This window comes from Enterobacter sp. DN (genome assembly GCF_046054285.1).
Taxonomy (GTDB): Bacteria; Pseudomonadota; Gammaproteobacteria; order Enterobacterales; family Enterobacteriaceae; genus Enterobacter; species Enterobacter hormaechei_C.
Genome location: NZ_JBJJTG010000004.1, coordinates 133,152 through 153,709, shown reverse-complemented (window position 1 = coordinate 153,709; position 20,558 = coordinate 133,152). Strand labels below are relative to the sequence as shown.

Here is a 20,558-nt window from a genome sequence, read left to right as displayed (position 1 = left end):
GTTAATGGGATGCGGCTGTCGCGGCGTCGGGAATGGCCTCGCCCTGCGCCGCGCGGTGCTTGATCAGCTGCTGGCTGATGGCCTCCACGCGGGCGTCGGTGAGCTTATAAAACGACAGCATGATGAACATGCCCGCATAGAGCACCACGGGCACCACGCAGAACAGAATTTTGATGGTGGTCAGCACCTCGACCGGCTGCACGCTGCTGCTGGCGGAGTAGTTCACGTACGCCAGGATCCAGCCCACTACTGCCCCGCCAATTGCCAGGCCAATCTTCAGGCTGAACAGGTAGGTGGAGAACACCAGCCCGTCCAGGCGTCGCCCGCTGCGGCTTTCTTCGTAATCCACCACGTCAGAGGCCATCAGCCACTGTAGCGGCGTGGTGGTGTTAAAGACGAACAGGAACAGGATGTTGAGGGCGAAAATCAGGGCAATATGCTCCGCCGGCGTGAAGAAGATCAGCAGGCTAATCAGAGAGTAAGCGACGATGATCCACTTAAAGGCGGTGACGCGGTCGAAGCGGCCCAGCAGACGAGACGAGCAGAGCGAGCCGAACATGGTGGCGAGGCTGCCGTAGAGTAAAAACTGGGTCGCCATCTCCGGGTGATCCATCACGTATTTCACGAAGTAGAGCGTCGCCCCGCCGCGCACCACGTTGGAGCAGGTCGCCATCATCTTGAAGGCGCACATGATCCGCCACTGGCCGTTGCCCAGCAGCAGCTTAAGATCTTTCGCCACCGACGAGCCAGGCTGCACTTCAAAGGTGTAGCGCTCTTTGGTGGTGAAGAAGCAGACATAAAGCAGGACCACGCCGCTCAGACCCAGCACGCACATGGCGCCGAAATAGCCCACCTGCTCGTTCCCTTTGCCGATGATGCTGACCAGCGGCAGCGCGATGCCGCTGATGGCGAGCGACCCAGCGGCGGCGAGGAAGAAACGCCAGGACTGAAGGGCATGACGCTCTTTCGGGTCGGCGGTGATCACCCCCGGCATGGCACAGTACGGGACGTTAACGAAGGTGTAGACCAGAGTCAGCAGAATGTAGGTCACGCAGGCGTAGATGATTTTGCCCTGCGCGGAGAAGTCCGGCGTGTAGAAGGTCAGCATGCAGACGATGCCAAACGGGATGGCGCCCCACAGCAGGAACGGGCGGAACTGGCCGTAGCGGGTGCGGGTGCGGTCTACCAGCAGCCCCATCAGCGGATCGGTCACGGCGTCGAGCACGCGGGAAACTAAAAACAGCGTCCCCATTATGCCCGCGGAGAGACCGAACACGTCGGTGTAGAAATAGGCCAGCAGGAACATCGTGGCCTGCCAGACGAAGCCGCAGGCGGTATCACCCAGCCCGTAGCCAATTTTGTCTTTCATGGTTAATTGCGTCATCAGAATTACACCCTTATGTAGTGTGCTGAATTACAACATCGTGTTAATGGAGTGTAATGAGATGCTCAATTAACCAGCAATGGTCATATCTTATTTCTGAATTACGTTATTTCGCTTTTGTGACGCCAACGATATATCATAAGTCATTGTTTAAATTATAAAATTAAAGACAAGAAAAAACCGCCCGCGGAATATTTTCCGCAGACGACTTTCTCTCAGAAAATAATTAAATGCCGAGTGCTTTTTTACCGGCGTTAATTACCTCAATGATTTTATCGGTGTCATAAATACAGCCTTTCCAGGTGCCGCCGCTCACGGACTGTAATGCCGCCCACAGCCGGGTATCGTCCGGCAAAAAGTCGTGAGCGTGCAGGTCCGGGTGCGTCTGCCGCCGCGCCAGCTCGCGCGCCCCCTCTTCCGGCGTCAGCGGGTTGTCCGCGGTACCGATGAAGTTCACGCTACCGGTCAGAGTCAGGCGGTCCACGGCAATCTCAATGATGTCGTTATCGCGCAGCTTACCAATCGGCCCTCCCGCCAGCGCCTCCGGCGATACGTGGCCGAAGCAGGCCCCCGTCGACACGCCCGAGAAGCGCGCATCGGTGATTAACGACACCGTCTTGCCCCACGAGATATGCTTCAGCGCGGAGGTAAGCTGGTAGGTCTCTTCCATACCGGTGCCGGACGGCCCGCCGCCGATCACCACCATGATATCGCCCTGCGCAATCTCTTCCCGCTTTATGGCCTTGATGGCCTGCGCTTCCGAGACAAACACCCGTACCCGGCCAGTGTGGCGGTAAACGCCATCGTCATCCACCACCGACGGGTCGATCGCCGTGGCCTTGATCACCGATCCTTCCGGCGCGATGTTGCCCGTCGGGAAGCAGACCGTCGAGGTCAGCCCTTTCGCTTTTGCCTTCTCCGGCGGCAGGATCACGTCATCCGGCTCCACGCCGTCCTGCTCGCGCAGGCACTGGCGGAAGCGCTTACGGCGCTCCGAGCTCTGCCACCAGTCGAGGTTCTCGCCCACTGTCTGGCCAGTGACGGTCATGGCGTCCAGATGCAACAGGCCGAGATCGCGCAGGTGGAGCATCACCTCCGGCACGCCGCCCGCGAGGAAGGCGCGCACGGTCGGGTGATAGTCCGGGCCGTTGGGCAGCACGCTTACCAGGCGAGGCACCCTGCGGTTGACGCGCGTCCAGTGTTCAACGTCCGGGATCGTGCAGCCCGCCGCGTGGGCGATGGCTGGAATGTGCAGCAGTAAATTAGTGGAGCCGCCGAACGCCGCGTGGATCACCATCGCGTTTTCGATGGCTTTGTCGGTGAGGATATCGCGCGTGGTGATGCCACGGTTATCCAGTTCACTGACCGCGCGTGCCGACTGGCGGGCGATCTCCAGCCACACCGCCTGCCCGGACGGCGCCAGTGCAGAGTGCGGCAGCGCCAGACCCAGCGCCTCCGCCACTACCTGCGAGGTGCCCGCCGTACCGAGGAACTGACACCCGCCGCCCGGCGACGCGCAGGCGCGACAGCCCAGCTCGGCGGCCTCCTGCAAGGAGAGCTCATGGTTGGCGAAGCGCGCGCCGATGGTCTGCACTTTGCCCGCATCTTCCCCCACGGTGGGCGGCAGCGTCGCCCCGCCCGGCACCAGAATGGTCGGCAGATCGTGCATGGAAGCCAGCGCAATCATGGTGGCGGGCAGCCCTTTATCGCAGGTTGCCACGCCGATCACCGCCCGGCGCGTCGGCAGGGAGCGGATCAGGCGGCGAAACACGATCGCCGCGTCGTTGCGGTACGGCAGGGAGTCGAACATGCCGTGCGTGCCCTGCGAGCGACCGTCGCACGGATCGCTGACGAAGGCGGCGAACGGGATCCCGCCGTTGCGGGTGATCTCCTTCGCCGCCGCCTGCATCTGCATGCCGATCTCCCAGTGCCCGGTGTGGTAGCCCAGCGCGACCGGGCGTCCGTCTCCGGCGCGGATGCCGCCCTGGGTGCCGATGATCAGCACCTCTTTGCCGGTGAGCTTGTTGGCATCCCAGCCCATCCCGGCGTTCTGCGTCATACCGAACAGGTTGCCGCTGGGGGATTCCATCAGCATCTGCGGTGTCAGCGGCAGCGTGCCCTGCGGCCCCGCCGCGTGGGTGATCACCGCATAAAACGCATCGTCCTGTGGGGTGAAAATTTTCTCAATGGTCATCGTTATCGTCCGGCTCAGCAGAGTTTGAGCTGTTGTAACAGGGTTTTCAGCTGCGCCTTGCGCGGCTCGTCCAGCGGCGAGGCTGGCGGCAGGACGTGCGTAGAAATCGGGCGGCCGCAGAGCACGATCGCCTCTTTAATGACGTTCACAAACGGCGTATCCAGCTGATACATCTGCGGGATTTGCAGCAGGGTCTGATGATACTCAGCCGCTTTCGCCACGTCGTTATCCCGCCAGGCTTTCAGAAGATTTACCGACACCTGTGGGGCAAAGTTGCCGCTGGCCGAGATCGCCCCGTCGCCGCCTAGCAGCAGGGTATTAAACAGATGATCGTCGTAGCCGCACAGCACCGTGAAATGAGGATGGGCGCCTTTAACGGTGTGGATCATGCTGCGCAGGTGAGCGACGGAGTCGATGGTGTCTTTAATGCCGACGATGTTACTGCGCGAGTCGGCGAGGGTTTTCACCAGTGCCGGGGTCAGATCCTGCCCGGTCAGCGCCGGGAAGTTATAGAGCATCACCGGCAGCGTGACGCTGTCGGCCACCTGCTCGAAATAGCGGATCAGGTTCGCTTCCGACACTTTCCAGTAGTAAGGGTTGATCACCACGATGCCGTCCGCGCCCGCCTGCTGCGCGTGCTGGCTCAGCTCAATGGTTTCCCGGGCGTTGGTGCCGCCGGTGCCGATCAGAACCGGCACGCGACGATCGACATGATCGATCGCAAACCGGGCAATGGTTTTACGCTCTTCGGCGCTGAGCTGGGAGAACTCGCCGCCGCTGCCCAGGAAGAACAGGCCGTCGACGCCCGCAGCAATCAGATCGTCGATCAGCGCGGCGGTACCCGGTTTATCGAGCTGGCCATCGGCGGTAAAAATGGTGGAGACAGGGGGAATGATACCCGTGAACAACGCGGACTGCGGCATGAGATCTCCTTGCTGAATCATTTTGTTCTACATTATAGAACAGCGTTCATTAATTTAACGATCATACTATGACGCAGAAAAAGCGCAGGTAAATGGGAGATGAGGAGGGAGTGCGGGAAGTTTAAGCTGGATCACATTATGCGTGGGTGCGGTCTGGTGCCCTCACCCTAACCCTCTCCCAAGGGGAGAGGGAACTTTTACACCCTCTCCCCTTGGGAGAGGGCCGGGGTGAGGGGTTACTCTACCAGCATCTTCACCACAACCTTACGCACCTGCGCCGGCGCTCCCGCCGCGCACAGCGGCTTATGCACTTCGCCCGGCCAGAACACCACAAAATCCCCTTCGCTCAGCACCACGGTTTTCTCCTGCTCGCCTTCCGGCAGGAACGCGATGTCTTTGTCCGCCAGCCAGTCGGTATCCGGCGTACCGTGCGGCAGGGTACTGAAGGTCATCCCTTCCTGACCTTTTAGCACAATCTGAATATCCAGATAGCGTGCATGGTATTCAGCGCGACGCTCGGCAAACGGCTGGGTCATGTCCTCCGAAACCAGATAAAACAGGCTGTTGCCGTTGATGTCGTGCTTACCGGTCGGCGTTGCGTCGGTGACGTGGGCCTTAACGTGCTCAATGGCCTGGCGCAGCTCTTCTGGCAACCAGGCCTGGAGATGATGAATATTGCCAATAATCATGATACAACCCTCAGATTAAAACATTGTTTCATTTTTATGTTTTATACGAGAATTGCCTCTTCCATACCAGCCCTTTTTTGACAAGATTTGCGTCAGCGCATGTTTATCGGGAAATGTGTTAATCCACTGTTAATTGCACACAGGCATTTATGCAGTGGTTATGCATAACCTCATTTCATGCACTTTGCACATAGGATCTAACTCACTGAATTTAAAACATAACTCACAAAACCTGTTGGTGTATCACACTTTATCACTTTGGTTATTTCCTTTAAAAATCCATAATTATTTATTGATTTCTCTTAAGTGAAAAATAGTTAACTGTCATTATTGCATAGCTATTCCCGTGACAACATTTTATCCATTAAAATCAACAATATAACTAAATATTTCAAAGCGTGTGATTCTACAAAATAATAACAACTTCAAATATTGCCACCCGTTCCTGCTTAGCTATTCATCCCTTAATAATATGAAATTAATCATTATCTGATACGAATCATGCAATTGAAAATAAACTGCTCAATATCGGTTTTCGCGTGAGCAATGTCACAATAACCATTATTTAAGCGCCTACTATAAATCACGAAATCAATTGAGCTTAGCCGCCATGAAATTAAACACATCACATGGCGCATGCCCTTTTTATTCTGAAAAAAAGTTAAAGGAATAATTATGGAAAAGCATTACGTCGGTTCTGAAATTGGTCAATTGCGTAGCGTTATGCTGCACCGTCCTAATTTAAGTCTGAAACGGTTAACCCCCTCAAACTGTCAGGAGCTGCTATTTGATGACGTGCTCTCGGTTGAACGGGCGGGTGAAGAGCATGACATCTTCGCAAACACGCTGCGCGAGCAGGGTGTGGAAGTCCTGCTGTTGACCGACCTTCTTACGCAAACTCTTGATATTGCTGAAGCAAAAGCCTGGCTTCTTGAAACACAAATCTCCGACTATCGCCTGGGACCAACCTTTGCCGCCGACGTGCGCGGCTGGCTGGCGGATATGCCGCACCGCGAACTGGCGCGCAGATTAAGCGGCGGATTAACCTACGGTGAAATTCCGGCGGCCATTAAAAATATGGTGGTCGATACCCACACGGCGAATGATTTTATTATGAAGCCGCTGCCTAACCACTTATTTACCCGCGATACCTCCTGCTGGATATATAACGGCGTCTCCATTAATCCGATGGCGAAACCCGCCCGCCAGCGTGAAACCAATAACCTGCGGGCAATATATCGCTGGCACCCCGCATTTGCCGACGGCGAGTTTATTAAGTATTTCGGCGACGAGAATATTAATTACGACCACGCCACATTAGAAGGCGGCGACGTATTAGTGATTGGTCGCGGGGCGGTACTGATCGGCATGTCCGAGCGCACGACGCCGCAGGGCGTGGAGTTCCTCGCCAACAGCCTGTTTAAACATCGCCAGGCCGAGCGCGTGATTGCCGTTGAGCTGCCGAAACACCGCTCCTGCATGCACCTCGACACCGTGATGACCCACATCGACGTGGACACCTTCTCCGTTTACCCGGAAGTGGTGCGCAAGGACGCCCAGTGCTGGACGCTCACCCCGGACGGACGCGGCGGCCTGCTGCGCACCCAGGAAACCGACCTGCTGCACGCCATCGAGAAAGCCCTCGGCATTAACCACGTCCGCCTGATCACCACCGGCGGCGACGCCTTTGAAGCCGAACGCGAGCAGTGGAACGACGCTAACAACGTCCTGACCCTCCGCCCGGGCGTGGTGATCGGCTACGAGCGCAACGTCTGGACCAACGAGAAGTACGACAAAGCGGGCATCACCGTGCTGCCGATCCCGGGCGACGAGCTGGGACGCGGTCGCGGCGGCGCGCGCTGCATGAGCTGCCCACTGGAACGCGACGGAATTTAAAGGAGCCATCATGGAACGAAAACCCACTCTGGTTGTGGCCCTTGGCGGCAACGCGCTGCTCAAGCGCGGCGAGCCGCTTGAAGCGGACATCCAGCGCCAGAACATTGAGCAGGCCGCCCGCACCATCGCCGGCTTAACGGAACAGTGGCGCGTGGTGCTGGTGCACGGCAACGGCCCGCAGGTCGGACTGCTGGCGCTGCAAAACAGCGCCTACGACAAAGTCACTCCCTACCCGCTGGACGTTCTTGGCGCCGAAAGCCAGGGAATGATCGGCTACATGCTCCAGCAGGCGCTGAAAAACAATCTGCCCCAGCGCGAGGTCAGCGTCCTGCTCACGCAGGTGGAAGTGGACGCCGCCGACCCGGCGTTCAGCAACCCGACCAAGTACATCGGCCCGGTCTACAGCGAAGCCCAGGCTAAAGCGCTGGCCGCGGAAAAAGGCTGGGTGTTTAAGGCCGACGGCAGCTACTTCCGCCGCGTGGTGCCGTCGCCGCAGCCGAAGCGCATCGTCGAGAGCGACGCCATCACGGCGCTGATTCAGCGCGACCACCTGGTGATCTGCAACGGCGGCGGTGGCGTGCCGGTAGTGGAAAACGCCAACGGCTATCGCGGGATCGAGGCGGTGATCGACAAAGACCTCTCCGCCGCCCTGCTGGCGCGCCAGATCGAGGCCGATGCCCTGCTGATCCTCACCGATGCCGACGCGGTGTACCTCGACTGGGGCAAGCCAACCCAACGTCCGCTGGCGCAGGTGACGCCGGAGCTGCTCAGAGGCATGCAGTTCGACTCCGGATCGATGGGGCCGAAAGTGGCCGCCTGCCGCGAGTTTGTTGAGGCCTGCAACGGCATTGCCGGGATCGGCGCGCTGGCCGACGGCGCGGAGATCCTGGCGGGCGAGAAAGGCACATTGATTCGTAACTGAGTCGTTTTCCCCTCACCCTAACCCTCTCCCAAAGGGAGAGGGAATGCACGCCCCCTCTCCCTGCGGGAGAGGGCCGGGGTGAGGGCATCAGACAGCACAAATTTTAAAAAGGATTTCCCCATGACCATTAACCTGAAAAACCGCAACTTCCTGAAACTGCTGGACTACACCCCGGCGGAGATCCAGTACCTGATCGATCTCGCCATCGAGCTGAAGGCCGCCAAAAAAGCCGGACGCGAAAAACAAACCCTGGTCGGGAAAAACATCGCCCTGATCTTTGAAAAAACCTCCACCCGCACCCGCTGCGCCTTCGAAGTGGGTGCGTTCGACCAGGGCGCGCAGGTCACCTACCTCGGCCCAAGCGGTTCGCAGATTGGCCACAAAGAGTCGATGAAGGACACCGCGCGCGTGCTGGGCCGCATGTATGACGGCATCGAGTATCGCGGCTACGGCCAGGCCATCGTTGAAGAGCTGGGCGAGTACGCGGGCGTGCCGGTGTGGAACGGCCTGACCGACGAGTTCCACCCCACCCAAATTCTCGCCGACCTGATGACCATGCTGGAGCACTCTCCGGGCAAAACCCTGCCGGAGCTGAGCTTTGCTTACCTGGGCGATGCGCGGAACAACATGGGTAATTCGCTAATGGTCGGCGCGGCCAAAATGGGGATGGATATCCGCCTGGTTGCACCGAAATCCTTCTGGCCGGAGGCGGGCCTGGTTGAGCAGTGCCGCGCCATCGCCAAAGAGACCGGCGCGCGCATCACCCTCACCGACGACGTGGAGGAAGGCGTGCAGGGCACCGATTTCCTCTACACCGACGTGTGGGTTTCCATGGGTGAGCCGAAGGAGGCCTGGGCCGAGCGCGTCAGCCTGATGAAGCCATATCAGATTAACGCGGACGTGATGAAGGCCACCGGTAACCCGAACGTCAAGTTCATGCACTGCCTGCCGGCGTTCCACAACGAGCACACCAAAGTGGGCCGCGAAATCGAAATGGCGTACGGCCTGAAGGGGCTGGAAGTGACGGAAGAGGTCTTCGAATCACCGAACTCCATCGTCTTCGACGAAGCAGAGAACCGCATGCACACCATTAAAGCGGTCATGGTGGCGACACTCGGCGACTAATCACCGCCCGGCGCGCCGCGGGGTGCGCCGGGTTCAGGAGAACATCATGGGCAAGTTCAAGTTTCCCTCCGCTTACACCATTCTCTTTTTTCTGATTGCCGTGGTTGCCGTGCTGACGTGGATTGTTCCGGCCGGGCAGTACCATATGGCAATGAACGAGGCGCTCGGTAAAGAAGTGCCGGTTGCTGGCACCTACGCGCACGTGGCAGCGCACCCGCAGGGGCTGGTTTCGGTGCTGATGGCGCCGATTGCCGGGCTGTACGATCCGGAGTCCGGCCAGGCCGGGGCCATCGACGTGGCGCTGTTTATTCTGATCATCGGGGGATTCCTCGGGATCGTCACTAAAACCGGGGCGATAGACGCCGGGATCGAGCGCGTCACCACCCGGCTGCGCGGACGCGAAGAGTGGATGATCCCGATCCTGATGGCGCTGTTTGCCGCAGGCGGCACGATTTACGGCATGGCAGAAGAGTCGCTGCCCTTCTATACCTTACTGGTGCCGGTGATGCTGGCGGCGCGGTTCGATCCGGTGGTTGCTGCGTCCACCGTGCTGCTCGGCGCGGGGATCGGCACCCTCGGCTCCACCATCAACCCGTTCGCCACGGTGATCGCCGCCAACGCCGCCGGGATCCCCTTCACCAACGGCATCATGTTGCGCATCGCGCTGCTGGTGATCGGCTGGATCATCTGCGTGGCGTGGGTAATGCGCTATGCCCGCAAGGTGCGCAAGGATCCGTCGCTGTCGATCGTGGCGGATAAGCAGGAAGAGAACCGCGCCCACTTCCTCGGCAACAAGGGCGAGCAGTCGCTGGAGTTTACCCCGGTGCGCAAACTCATCCTGGTGATCTTCGCCCTCGCCTTCGCGGTGATGATCTACGGCGTGGCGGTGCTGGGCTGGTGGATGGCGGAGATCTCGGCGGTGTTCCTCGCCAGCGCGATTATCGTCGGGCTGATCGCCCGCATGAGCGAAGAGGAGCTGACCTCAACCTTTATCAACGGCGCGCGAGATTTGCTGGGCGTCGCGCTGATTATCGGCATCGCGCGCGGTATCGTAGTGATCATGGATAAGGGCATGATTACCCACACCATTTTGCACAGCGCCGAGGGAATGGTCACCGGATTGTCGACGGTGGCGTTCATCAACGTGATGTACTGGCTGGAAGTGGTGCTGTCGTTTCTTGTGCCTTCTTCGTCCGGCCTGGCCGTTCTGACGATGCCGATCATGGCGCCCCTTGCCGATTTCGCTAACGTCAACCGCGACCTGGTGGTTACGGCTTACCAGTCGGCGTCCGGCATCGTTAACCTGATCACTCCCACCTCTGCCGTCGTGATGGGCGGGCTGGCTATCGCCCGCGTGCCCTACGTGCGCTATCTGAAATGGGTCGCGCCGCTGCTGGGGATTTTAACGGTGGTGATTATGGTGGCGTTAAGCCTGGGCGCCCTGTTGTAATTTGCCGGATGGCGCTGCGCTTATCCGGCCTACGGATCGGTGCGGTGCCACCGGTTATTTCGGGAACTGATATGGGAACTATGATGGATTACGAAGAGTACTCTCCCAAAGAGCAACTACAGCTAACGGTCTGCCAGCGTCTGATCGCGGAAAAGAGCTATCTCTCCCAGGAGGAGATCCGCCGCGACTTACAGGAGCGGGGTTTTGAGACCATCAGCCAGTCCACCGTTTCACGTCTGCTCAAGTTGCTCGGTGTCATAAAAATTCGCAATGCCAAAGGGCTAAAGATTTATTCGCTGAATCCCCAGCTGCGCCCGGCCCCCGACGCGGCGCGTACCGTCTCTGAAATGGTGGTGAGCGTGGAGCACAACAGCGAATTTATCCTTATCCATACCGTCGCCGGATATGGCCGCGCGGTGGCGCGTATTCTGGATTATCACCAGTTACCGGAAATTTTAGGCGTGGTGGCCGGAAGCAGTATCGTCTGGGTCGCCCCCCGCGTGGTGAAGCGCACCGCGCTGGTGCATAAGCAAATTAATTATTTACTCAGAACGCATTAATATTCATAAAGAACCGTTTGCATTGAGTAAAGCGTGCATTAAATCGCTTGATCCCAAAAGCGAGCTGCGTATAATGCCCGACAATTTGCCGGGAGGAAGCATGGTCAAGCGTGTACGACATATCGTCTTACCGCGTCTGAAATCAGACGCTGGCCTGCCGTTTTTCTTCCCGTTGCTAAACCTATTCCCAGAGCCCCTCATTTGAGGGGCTTTTTTTTGCCCGGCGTCAGGAGATAAACATGAATCCGCTTTATCAAAAACACATCATTTCCATAAACGACCTCAGCCGCGAAGAGCTGGAACTGGTTCTGGAAACCGCGGCAAAACTGAAGGCCAATCCGCAACCGGAGCTGCTGAAGCACAAGGTGATTGCGAGCTGCTTCTTCGAAGCCTCCACCCGCACCCGCCTCTCCTTTGAAACCTCCATGCACCGCCTCGGGGCGAGCGTGGTGGGCTTCTCGGACAGCAGCAACACGTCGCTGGGCAAAAAAGGCGAGACCCTGGCGGATACCATTTCAGTCATCAGCACCTACGTGGACGCGATTGTGATGCGCCACCCGCAGGAGGGCGCGGCGCGTCTGGCGACCGAGTTTTCCGGCGGTATTCCGGTGCTGAACGCCGGTGACGGTGCCAACCAGCACCCGACGCAGACCCTGCTGGATCTGTTCACCATTCAGGAGACGCAGGGCACGCTTGAGAACCTGAACATCGCCATGGTCGGCGACCTGAAATATGGCCGCACCGTCCATTCCCTGACCCAGGCGCTGGCGAAATTTAACGGCAACCGCTTCTTCTTCATCGCGCCGGACGCGCTGGCGATGCCGCAGTACATTCTCGATATGCTGGACGAAAAAGGCATCGCGTGGAGCCTGCACGCCAGCATAGAAGAAGTGATGGACAACGTGGATATTCTCTACATGACCCGCGTGCAGAAAGAGCGTCTTGACCCATCCGAGTACGCCAACGTGAAGGCGCAGTTCGTCCTGCGCGCCAGCGACCTCGAGGGCGCGCGCGACAACATGAAGGTGCTGCACCCGCTGCCGCGCATCGATGAGATCACCACAGACGTGGATAAAACGCCGCACGCCTGGTACTTCCAGCAGGCCGGAAACGGCATCTTCGCCCGCCAGGCGTTACTGGCACTGGTTCTGAATCGCGAATTAGCTCTGTAAGGGGAGACGACCATGACACACGATAACAAACTCCAGGTTGAAGCCATCAAGCGTGGCACCGTGATTGACCACATCCCTGCGCAGGTGGGCTTTAAGCTGCTGACGCTGTTCAAACTGACTGAAACCGACCAGCGCATCACCATCGGCCTGAACCTGCCGTCGGGCGAAATGGGCCGTAAAGACCTGATCAAAATCGAGAATACCTTCCTGACCGACGAGCAGGTCAACCAGCTGTCTCTGTACGCGCCGGACGCCACGGTTAACCGCATCGACGATTACGACGTGGTGGGCAAATCCCGCCCAAGCCTGCCGGATCGCATCGAAAGCGTGCTGGTCTGCCCGAACAGCAACTGCATCAGTCATGCTGAGCCGGTTTCCTCCAGTTTCGCAGTGAAAAAACGCGCCAATGACATTGCACTCAAATGCAAATACTGTGAAAAAGAGTTTTCTCATTATGTGGTGCTGGCCAACTAATTGAGGTTGGTAATGAAATCCCGGCTGTTATAATGGCCGGGAACATTCTTAACGCTGTAATTCTGGAGAAAAAATGAGCAAAGTACTCGCGACGGAAAATGCACCAGCGGCTATCGGCCCATACGTTCAGGGCGTTGATCTGGGCAGCATGATCATCACTTCTGGTCAGATCCCAGTGAACCCAAAAACCGGTGAAGTGCCAGCCGACGTAGCGGCGCAGGCGCGTCAGTCGCTGGAAAACGTGCAGGCGATCGTCGAATCTGCCGGCCTGAAAGTGGGCGATATCGTCAAAACCACCGTGTTCGTGAAAGATCTGAACGATTTCGCCACCGTCAACGCCACTTATGAAGCGTTCTTCACCGAACACAACGCCACCTTCCCGGCGCGCTCCTGTGTGGAAGTGGCGCGTCTGCCAAAAGACGTAAAAATTGAAATTGAAGCGATTGCCGTACGTCGCTAATTTATTTCAATAAAGAGAAGGCAGCTCAGGCTGCCTTTTTTATTGCGACCATTTTTACTCTCTCCAGGCAATGACGCATCCCCCACTCCATTAATAGACTGACGCTGCCTTGTTATATTCTAATTAATGGATGAAGAATGAAACTCTCTAAGATCGCGCTGGCCGTTGCCACATTAGCTGTTGCGTCTTCCGCACTTGCACACGGATATATAGAATCCCCCGCCAGCCGCGCTTATATGTGTAAGCTCGGCCAGAATATTGACTGTGGCTCTGTACAATATGAACCGCAGAGCGTAGAAAAGACCTCCGGCTTCCCGACGGGCGCAATGCCGCCTGACGGCCAGCTTGCCAGCGCCGGTATTGCCAGCTACTCCCAGCTTGATAAGCAGAGCCTGAACGCCTGGACTAAAAGCCCCATGACGGCAGGCCCGCATGAATTTGTCTGGCACCATACCGCGCCGCATAAAACCACCAACTGGCGTTATTACATTACCAAACAAAACTGGGACCCCAATAAACCGCTGACCCGTGACCAGTTCGAATTAACGCCGTTCTGTACTATTAACGGGAATGGTCAGGCACCGTCCATGACAAAATCCATGACCTGTAATGTCCCGGAACGTACGGGCTACCAGGTTATTTATGGCGTGTGGGAAATTGCGGATACCACAAACAGTTTCTATCAGGCCATTGACGTTGATTTCGGTAACGGCGGCAACGTCACGCCGGACGATACCCCAGCGGTAATATCCCAGTGGAGTAAAACCCTGAGCGGACAGATTGCCGGGAATAACCTGAACGTGGGCGATAAAGTGATTGCACGCTTCTTCGACGCCAACGGGGAAGTTGCCGCCCTGCGTACTGAAATGACCATCGGCTCTTCAGAACAAGGCGACGCTAACCAGTGGTCCTACGATCTGGCGCAGAAGATCAACACCACTCATAGCGATGTCCGCGTCGGTGTGAAAGATGAAGCCGGTGAAATCAGCCCGATTCACGGCGCCAACAGCGTATTCGTGAAAGATGGCAGCACGCTGAGATCCGTTGCCATCTCTTATGAAGAGCAAAAGGCGCAGGTGAGCGAGACCATCGCCGTTTCCGATCTGCAATACAGCAAAATCGAACATGGCAATGTGATTGTGACCTTCCATGTAAACACGCAGGGTGACGTTAATTTTGAAGCGCACGTGATGAACCACCACGGTGCCGAAAAAGGTTACCTGAAGCAGGATATGAATAACGTCAATCAAAACGTGACCATGACACTGACTGACGTCACGGCGGGCCACCATATGCTGAAATACTACGCCACCAACAAAGACGGCACCCTGTTCGCGCAGGACGTGCTAAACCTGATGCTGGAAAGCGACGCGGCGGACAGCAGCGGCCCGCATGACTTTATCTTCCCGGACAGCATTGCCTCCTACAAACCGGGCACCGTGGTGTTACAGCCTAAAAACGGTAAGACCTACGAGTGTAAACCGTTCCCGTATAGCGGCTACTGCGTGCAGTACAGCCCAACCGCAAACCAGTTTGAGCCAGGCGTGGGCGCGCACTGGAGAGAGGCGTGGGTGCTGAAGAACTGAGTGGTCTGATTCCCTCACCCTAACCCTCTCCCACAGGGAGAGGGAACCGATCGAGCCCCTCGCCCCTATGGGGAGAGGGGTTGGGGTGAGGGGATATTTGTTACTGATTCCGCGTCGCCCTAAGCAGCGTTTCCAGCGGGTAAACCGCCGCAATCACCACCTCGTCCTGGATCTTCGCCGCATTATCCAGTTCGCTCTGGATCGACGCGATCTCGTTGTCGTCCAGCGTGCCCTGGCGCGCCACCAGATCCGTCAGCCTCAGGCCAATCGACGAAAGCTTGTCCACCTCCTGGATCACCGGCTTAATGGCCTTCAGCTGATAGCTGTTTTCACTCAAGGCCAGCGCATCGCTGGTGTTGTTCTGCCAGCGGTTAAAGACGTGGCGCAGCGCGTCGGCGCTTTCCGTGTCTTCCGCGTCGCTCACCAGTCGGTCCGCCCATTTATTCATCTGACGCACGGTCGCACTTTCCGCGTTTAGCGCGTCAGCGAGCCGGTTGAGCGGCTCAAACTGATGATAGTTTCCGGCCTGGAACTTAAGATGCTGGCGGGTGTAATACTGCGCCGGTTCAAGCGCCTGGGCGAGAATTTGCAGCGGAAGGGTATCCGCATTGTTGGCGAGGCGCGTGAACTGCACCTGCTGCTGGGTATGCTGCTGTAGTCCAGCCGACACCGTGGACCAACTGTCCATCGCCTGGAGCCGGGTATACATGTTGTCGATGTCGTTGACGTCCTTTGCCGACCATAGCCGCTCCGCCACCGCAAAGGCGCGCGGCCACAGACGGATATCCAGCACCGGCGCGACCACGTTTTCCGCCCACAGCGCGGCTTCACCGCCGAGCAGATTAGCCTCGTTCGCCGGGTCCGGCACCACCGGCGGTATGCCTTTTGGCACCGCGTCCAGACGCGTGCCGTCGATCGGGTAGCGGGCGTTACCCACCAGGAAATAGCCGCTGAGCTTATCGTTCTCAACAGAAACGACCGGACGCGTTTCACCCATCCAGGTATCAACGGTAAACGTTACCTGGTTGTCGTCCCGCCACTGAATGTTATCCACCGCCCGACGCGATTTTCCGGCAAAATCAATAAATCCACGCCACCCGGCATCGCCTTTCACCAGCGTAAAGCTGCCTTCCACCGGCTTGCCTTTCAGACGCGGCATGGAGAAAGCCCAGCTCTGGACGCTGTCGGTGTCCGCTATCACATCCACGCCGTTCAGCCCCTGCGGCACAATTTCATTGCGGTAGTGGTAGGCGGTGGATTGCGGCTGATCGAGGTAGAAACCGGTTGAGAGAATGCCCTTATAGCCGTTCTGCGCCACCTGCCCCAGCGCGTCCTGTCCCTGCCAGGACTGGATCAGAATGCTTTTCGGCAGATCGGGATGGTAGATCTCATCCCAGCCAACCATCTGCCGGTGGTGCTTCTCAAGGATCGTCTCCAGCTTGCGGTTGAAATACGCCTGCAACGCGTGGCTGTCCGCCAGTTTGTTGTCGCGCATAAACGTCTGGATCGCAGCGTTCGCTTTCCACTGGCTATCGTCAACCTCATCGCCGCCAATATGCAGATACGGATCCGGGAAGATCGCCGCCAGTTCGCTGACCATCGCGTCGGCAAAGGTATAAGTTGCCTCTTTGGTTGGATCCAGCACCGGCTTCAGCACGCCCCAGTGGCGCTCCATGGCGTAAGGCCCCGGCGCGCTCATCAGCTCCGGGTAGGCGACGGCAATCGCCGAGGCGTGGCCCGGCATATCAATTTCCGGCACCACGCGTATGCCGCGCTCGGCAGCGTAACGCACAATCTCGCGCATCTGCTCCGGGGTGTAGAACAGCCCATCGCTGGCAAGCTGGGTTAATTTTGGATAACGTTTCGAGGTAAAGCGCCAGCCCTGATCGTCCGTCAAATGCCAGTGCAGGACGTTGAGCTTTGCCGCGGCCATGCCGTCGATCTGGCGTTTAATATCCGGAATCGGGAGGAAGTGGCGCGCCGAATCGAGCAGCAGCCCGCGCCACGGGAAGCGCGGCGAATCTTCAATGGTCACCCACGGGATCGAGGTGTTTTCGGCGCCGTTCTGCATCAGCTGAAGCAAGGTTTCCATGGCGCGCAGCGCGCCAAAGCGGGTGTTGGCAGAGATATTTACGCCGTTGGCGTCCACCGTGAGTTTATAGCTCTCATCGCTGTCCGGCAGCGGCTGCGGCTTCACCTTTTTGGCGATGGCGATGCGGATGGTCGGCTTGTCAGGTTTTTCGGCCTGCGGCTGTAGCGTCCAGCCGGTTTGCAGCGCAATGCGCTGGCGCAGGCGGTTGACCGCATCCCCCAGATCGTCGCCGCTGACGCTCACAGAGAGTTGATTGTTAAGCACCAGCGCGCCCTGAGTGGTCGGGCGTTCAACCTTCGCAGGCCAGGGCATTAAGGGAAGGTCACCTGCCGGGGCGGCAAAGGCGGAGGCGCCGAGCATGAGCCCGGCGGTTAAGAGGCTGTACCGTAACATGAATGTTCCTTATCTGACGGGCCAAATACAGGCAAAACATTCTGTTAACATGCGCTCAAATTGTCGTCAAGCGAATGCGCCGACGGAGATCACAGGTTGTTGAATTTGGGAGGAAAGCTATTGCCCGGTGGCGCTGCGCTTACCGGGCCTACGTTTCGGGAGTAGGCCGGGTAAGGCGAAGCCGCCACCCGGCAAACATAATTTACTGCCACCCATACCGACGACTATAGAACCCTTTCACCATCTGCGTCAGCACCATGTAGCCCGCGAGGATCGCCACCAGCCACGGGAAGTAGCTCAGCGGCAGCGCCTGAAGTTGCAGGTAGCTTGCCAGCGGCGAGAACGGCAGCGCGATCCCGAGCGCCATCACAATGCCCGTCATCACAATCAGCGGCCACGCGGCACGGCTCTGGATGAACGGAATACGACGGGTGCGGATCATGTGCACAATCAGCGTCTGAGACAGCAGTCCCACCACGAACCAGCCGGACTGGAACAGCGTCTGGTGTTCTGGCGTATTCGCATGGAACACAAACCACATCAGGCAGAAGGTCAGAATGTCGAAGATAGAGCTGATCGGCCCAAAGAACAGCATAAAGCGCCCCAGATCGGCGGGGTTCCAGCGCTGCGGCTTCTGGATCTGCTCGTCGTCCACGTTATCAAACGGGATCGCCACCTGAGAGACATCGTACATCAGGTTCTGGATCAGCAGATGCAGCGGCAGCATCGGCAGGAACGGCAGAAACGCGCTCGCCACCAGCACGCTGAAGACGTTGCCGAAGTTGGAGCTGGCGGTCATTTTGATGTATTTGAGCATATTGGCGAAGGTGCGACGCCCTTCGATGACGCCCTCTTCCAGCACCATCAGGCTCTTTTCCAGCAGAATGATATCCGCCGCTTCGCGGGCAATATCCACCGCGCCGTCCACGGAGATACCGATATCCGCCGCACGCAGGGCTGGCGCATCGTTGATGCCGTCGCCCATAAAGCCCACTACGTGCCCTTCGCGACGCAGCAGAGTGACGATGCGCTCTTTATGCATCGGCGTCAGGCGGGCAAACAGCGTGGTGCGTTGGGCAAGCTCGGCCAGCTCATCGTCGGACAGGTGCTCAATGTCGCTCCCCACGACGACGTCGCCCGCGTCCAGGCCGACTTCGTGGCACACTTTGGCCGCCACCAGCTCGCTGTCGCCGGTGAGGATTTTGACGGTGATACCGCTCGCTTTCAGCGCTTTTAGCGCCGGCGCGGTGGTCTCTTTCGGCGGATCGAGGAATGCGATGTAACCTTCGAGGATCAAATCGGATTCATCGATACGCTGGTAGTCACCTTCCCGCGCAGGCAGGAACTTGCTGGCTACTGCCACCACGCGCAGCCCCTGACGGTTCAGGTTATCGGTGACGCGTTTGATGCGGCGCAGCATGGTCTCATCCAGCGGCACGATCTCGCCGTTATGGCGCACCTGCGTGGAAACATTCAGGATCTCCTGCAACGCCCCTTTGCAGATCAGCTGATGTACGTCCGCCTGCTCGCTGACCACCACCGACATGCGGCGGCGCTCGAAGTCGAACGGGATTTCGTCCACCTTCTGCCAGCGACCGGAGAGCGTGCGGGCAGACTCCTCGTCCACCCCTTCCAGCACCGCCACGTCGAGCAGGTTTTTCAGCCCGGTCTGATAGTGGCTGTTCAGCCAGGCGCTGTGGAGCACGCGCTCGCTGGTTTTTCCGGCGATGTCGGTGTGGTTCTCCAGCACGATTTTGTCCTGCGTCAGGGTGCCGGTTTTATCGGTGCAAAGGATGTCCATCGCGCCAAAGTTCTGGATGGCGTCGAGGTGTTTAACGATCACCTTTTGTTTAGAGAGTTTGACCGCCCCGCGCGCCAGCGTGGACGTGACAATCATCGGCAGCATTTCCGGCGTTAAGCCAACGGCCACGGAGAGCGCGAACAGCGCCGCTTCCCACCAGTCGCCTTTGGTGTAGCCGTTGATCAGCAGGACAATCGGCGTCATGACCATCATAAAGCGGATCAGCAGCATGCTGACGCGGCCAATGCCTTTCTGGAATGCATTCGGCTCGCTCTCCTGCTCGCTGACGCGTCCGGCAAGCTGTCCAAACCAGGTATTGCCGCCGGTGGCGGTGACAATCGCCTGCGCGGTGCCGCTAACCACCGTGGTGCCCATAAAGCACAGGGTGTCGCACTCCAGCGGGTTCATCTGCTGCGGATCGCGGGTCCGCGCTACCTTCTCTACGGGCAGGGACTCACCGGTGAGTGACGCCTGCGCGACGAACAGATCCCGCGCCTGGATGACGCGTAAATCCGCCGGGATCATGTCCCCCGCCGCCAGCTTCACCAGATCGCCCGGCACCAGCTGGTCAATGGGAAGCTCAATCCAGGCGTTTTCGCCGAGGTCGTTAATCACGCGCGACACGGTGGCGGTGTTGCTGACCATCGCTTTCAGGGCGTCCGCCGCTTTGGTGGAGCGCGCTTCCTGAATAAAGTTCAGCAGCGTGGAGATCCCCACCATCAGGGCAATCACGCCTGCGGCAAACAGATCTTCAGTGGCGTAAGAGATAATCCCGAGCACCGTCAGCAGCAGGTTGAACGGATTGCGGTAGCAGAGCCACAGGTGGACCCACCAGGGAGAGGGTTTCTGCGCCGGGATCTGGTTATCGCCATGTTCCGCGCGGATTTTTGACACTTCTTGCGCGTTCAGCCCTTCCGGGTGGCCGCCAAAGGCGCGCCAGACTTCGTTTTCATCCATCGCCGCCACGTTCAGGCAGCGCTCGGTCAGGGAAGCGGGGATTGCCGCTCCCGCCATGGTGTTGGCATTTGGCAGCGGATCGCGCGCAATCAGGCGATGTGGCAGGTGACGGCTCAGCAGCGCTTGCAGCTGCCGGGTGATATTCTTCAGCATAGTCATTCCCCCGCATCCGCAAAGGCGGACGCAGTTTTCCCGCAGGCGTGGCAAAGCCGTACCTGTCAGGCACTTAATTTATCAAGCAGGAACGTATGAACGTTGCTGCCTCACGCCGGTGAGACAGCAAAAGGCTGGCTTACCGGAAAGAAGGTTTTCTCCTGGTCAGGAGAGGTGTGGGATCGGGATCCATGTGGCCTCCGGTAAGTAAAAAGTTGGGTATCGGCACGCAGTATAGTGATTTATCCATACCGTTTGTGACTAATCGGGCGGTATTATAACGCCCTGCAAATAAACCAAACGTAAACCAGACTTTGCCCATAGCGA

The 20,558-nt window shown here is 58.2% G+C and carries 16 protein-coding genes and 1 pseudogene; 10 read left to right on the top strand and 7 right to left on the bottom strand.

Annotated features, from left to right (window positions below; all coding sequences use genetic code 11):
* Position 1 precedes the first annotated feature (1 nt).
* The 4 genes from ACJTMZ_RS11590 to ACJTMZ_RS11575 all read right to left on the bottom strand — a co-directional run bounded on the left by ACJTMZ_RS11590 (position 2) and on the right by ACJTMZ_RS11575 (position 5,190).
* A complete protein-coding gene (locus ACJTMZ_RS11590; RefSeq protein ID WP_017694629.1) occupies positions 2-1,384 on the bottom strand; it encodes an MFS transporter in 1,383 nt (460 codons plus the stop codon).
* 226 nt (positions 1,385-1,610) lie between these two features.
* Entirely contained in the window at positions 1,611-3,578 is a 1,968-nt protein-coding gene (yagF, locus tag ACJTMZ_RS11585; protein ID WP_252010783.1) for a xylonate dehydratase YagF, read from the bottom strand.
* Positions 3,579-3,592: 14 nt separating this feature from the next.
* The gene (gene yagE / locus ACJTMZ_RS11580) at positions 3,593-4,501 is read right to left on the bottom strand and encodes a 2-keto-3-deoxygluconate aldolase (protein WP_023302991.1); all 909 of its coding nucleotides are present in this window, start codon (positions 4,499-4,501) and stop codon (positions 3,593-3,595) included.
* A 236-nt stretch (positions 4,502-4,737) separates the two neighbouring features.
* Positions 4,738-5,190 carry a YhcH/YjgK/YiaL family protein gene (locus ACJTMZ_RS11575; protein ID WP_063405471.1) on the bottom strand — a complete coding sequence of 151 codons (453 nt, stop codon included), beginning with the start codon at positions 5,188-5,190 and terminating at the stop codon, positions 4,738-4,740.
* Positions 5,191-5,865: 675 nt separating this feature from the next.
* On the opposite strand from ACJTMZ_RS11575, the gene arcA reads away from it, so the two are divergent.
* The 5 genes from arcA to ACJTMZ_RS11550 all read left to right on the top strand — a co-directional run bounded on the left by arcA (position 5,866) and on the right by ACJTMZ_RS11550 (position 11,143).
* Positions 5,866-7,086, top strand: a complete 1,221-nt coding sequence (arcA, locus tag ACJTMZ_RS11570; RefSeq protein WP_017383903.1) for an arginine deiminase — start codon at positions 5,866-5,868, stop codon at positions 7,084-7,086.
* 10 nt (positions 7,087-7,096) lie between these two features.
* The gene (gene arcC, locus ACJTMZ_RS11565; protein ID WP_023302988.1) at positions 7,097-8,008 is read left to right on the top strand and encodes a carbamate kinase; all 912 of its coding nucleotides are present in this window, start codon (positions 7,097-7,099) and stop codon (positions 8,006-8,008) included.
* 120 nt (positions 8,009-8,128) lie between these two features.
* Positions 8,129-9,133: an ornithine carbamoyltransferase gene (gene argF / locus ACJTMZ_RS11560; RefSeq protein ID WP_003863360.1), complete on the top strand. Its 1,005-nt coding sequence runs from the start codon at positions 8,129-8,131 to the stop codon at positions 9,131-9,133.
* Positions 9,134-9,179: 46 nt separating this feature from the next.
* Positions 9,180-10,583, top strand: a complete 1,404-nt coding sequence (locus tag ACJTMZ_RS11555; protein ID WP_003863365.1) for a YfcC family protein — start codon at positions 9,180-9,182, stop codon at positions 10,581-10,583.
* A gap of 80 nt (positions 10,584-10,663) precedes the next feature.
* A complete protein-coding gene (locus tag ACJTMZ_RS11550) occupies positions 10,664-11,143 on the top strand; it encodes an arginine repressor (RefSeq protein WP_003863366.1) in 480 nt (159 codons plus the stop codon).
* A 3-nt stretch (positions 11,144-11,146) separates the two neighbouring features.
* Here the strand turns inward: ACJTMZ_RS11550 and ACJTMZ_RS11545 are convergent.
* Positions 11,147-11,264 (bottom strand): annotated as a pseudogene (locus ACJTMZ_RS11545) (hypothetical protein).
* Between ACJTMZ_RS11545 and ACJTMZ_RS11540 the strand changes: the two are divergent.
* From ACJTMZ_RS11540 to gbpA, 5 genes are all read left to right on the top strand, one after another.
* Positions 11,244-11,348 (top strand): pyrBI operon leader peptide, encoded by a 105-nt coding sequence (locus ACJTMZ_RS11540; RefSeq protein WP_071524139.1) that lies wholly within the window; start codon positions 11,244-11,246, stop codon positions 11,346-11,348. The pseudogene ACJTMZ_RS11545 and the gene ACJTMZ_RS11540 sit on opposite strands and share 21 nt — an antisense overlap.
* A 34-nt stretch (positions 11,349-11,382) precedes the next feature.
* A complete protein-coding gene (pyrB, locus tag ACJTMZ_RS11535; protein WP_047364811.1) occupies positions 11,383-12,315 on the top strand; it encodes an aspartate carbamoyltransferase in 933 nt (310 codons plus the stop codon).
* Positions 12,316-12,327: 12 nt separating this feature from the next.
* A complete protein-coding gene (pyrI, locus tag ACJTMZ_RS11530) occupies positions 12,328-12,789 on the top strand; it encodes an aspartate carbamoyltransferase regulatory subunit (protein ID WP_003863370.1) in 462 nt (153 codons plus the stop codon).
* A 73-nt stretch (positions 12,790-12,862) separates the two neighbouring features.
* On the top strand, positions 12,863-13,249 hold the full coding sequence (gene ridA, locus ACJTMZ_RS11525) for a 2-iminobutanoate/2-iminopropanoate deaminase (protein WP_003863373.1): 387 nt from the start codon (positions 12,863-12,865) through the stop codon (positions 13,247-13,249).
* Between the two features lie 137 nt (positions 13,250-13,386).
* Positions 13,387-14,835 carry an N-acetylglucosamine-binding protein GbpA gene (gene gbpA / locus ACJTMZ_RS11520; RefSeq protein WP_047364813.1) on the top strand — a complete coding sequence of 483 codons (1,449 nt, stop codon included), beginning with the start codon at positions 13,387-13,389 and terminating at the stop codon, positions 14,833-14,835.
* 100 nt (positions 14,836-14,935) lie between these two features.
* On the opposite strand, the gene ACJTMZ_RS11515 is transcribed toward gbpA, so the two are convergent.
* Together ACJTMZ_RS11515 and mgtA are read right to left on the bottom strand one after the other, a co-directional pair.
* Positions 14,936-17,320 (bottom strand): family 20 glycosylhydrolase, encoded by a 2,385-nt coding sequence (locus ACJTMZ_RS11515; protein ID WP_252010782.1) that lies wholly within the window; start codon positions 17,318-17,320, stop codon positions 14,936-14,938.
* A gap of 202 nt (positions 17,321-17,522) precedes the next feature.
* The gene (gene mgtA / locus ACJTMZ_RS11510) at positions 17,523-20,231 is read right to left on the bottom strand and encodes a magnesium-translocating P-type ATPase (RefSeq protein ID WP_032655514.1); all 2,709 of its coding nucleotides are present in this window, start codon (positions 20,229-20,231) and stop codon (positions 17,523-17,525) included.
* Between the last annotated feature and the right edge of the window lie 327 nt (positions 20,232-20,558).

Excerpts from the sequence above, each read along its gene's own strand:
- ACJTMZ_RS11590 (WP_017694629.1), bottom strand. The coding sequence starts at position 1,384 with ATGACGCAATTAACCATGAAAGACAAAATTGGCTACGGGCTGGGTGAT.
- yagF (WP_252010783.1), bottom strand. The coding sequence starts at position 3,578 with ATGACCATTGAGAAAATTTTCACCCCACAGGACGATGCGTTTTATGCG.
- yagE (WP_023302991.1), bottom strand. The coding sequence starts at position 4,501 with ATGCCGCAGTCCGCGTTGTTCACGGGTATCATTCCCCCTGTCTCCACC.
- ACJTMZ_RS11575 (WP_063405471.1), bottom strand. The coding sequence starts at position 5,190 with ATGATTATTGGCAATATTCATCATCTCCAGGCCTGGTTGCCAGAAGAG.
- arcA (WP_017383903.1), top strand. The coding sequence starts at position 5,866 with ATGGAAAAGCATTACGTCGGTTCTGAAATTGGTCAATTGCGTAGCGTT.
- arcC (WP_023302988.1), top strand. The coding sequence starts at position 7,097 with ATGGAACGAAAACCCACTCTGGTTGTGGCCCTTGGCGGCAACGCGCTG.
- argF (WP_003863360.1), top strand. The coding sequence starts at position 8,129 with ATGACCATTAACCTGAAAAACCGCAACTTCCTGAAACTGCTGGACTAC.
- ACJTMZ_RS11555 (WP_003863365.1), top strand. The coding sequence starts at position 9,180 with ATGGGCAAGTTCAAGTTTCCCTCCGCTTACACCATTCTCTTTTTTCTG.
- ACJTMZ_RS11550 (WP_003863366.1), top strand. The coding sequence starts at position 10,664 with ATGATGGATTACGAAGAGTACTCTCCCAAAGAGCAACTACAGCTAACG.
- ACJTMZ_RS11540 (WP_071524139.1), top strand. The coding sequence starts at position 11,244 with ATGGTCAAGCGTGTACGACATATCGTCTTACCGCGTCTGAAATCAGAC.
- pyrB (WP_047364811.1), top strand. The coding sequence starts at position 11,383 with ATGAATCCGCTTTATCAAAAACACATCATTTCCATAAACGACCTCAGC.
- pyrI (WP_003863370.1), top strand. The coding sequence starts at position 12,328 with ATGACACACGATAACAAACTCCAGGTTGAAGCCATCAAGCGTGGCACC.
- ridA (WP_003863373.1), top strand. The coding sequence starts at position 12,863 with ATGAGCAAAGTACTCGCGACGGAAAATGCACCAGCGGCTATCGGCCCA.
- gbpA (WP_047364813.1), top strand. The coding sequence starts at position 13,387 with ATGAAACTCTCTAAGATCGCGCTGGCCGTTGCCACATTAGCTGTTGCG.
- ACJTMZ_RS11515 (WP_252010782.1), bottom strand. The coding sequence starts at position 17,320 with ATGTTACGGTACAGCCTCTTAACCGCCGGGCTCATGCTCGGCGCCTCC.
- mgtA (WP_032655514.1), bottom strand. The coding sequence starts at position 20,231 with ATGCTGAAGAATATCACCCGGCAGCTGCAAGCGCTGCTGAGCCGTCAC.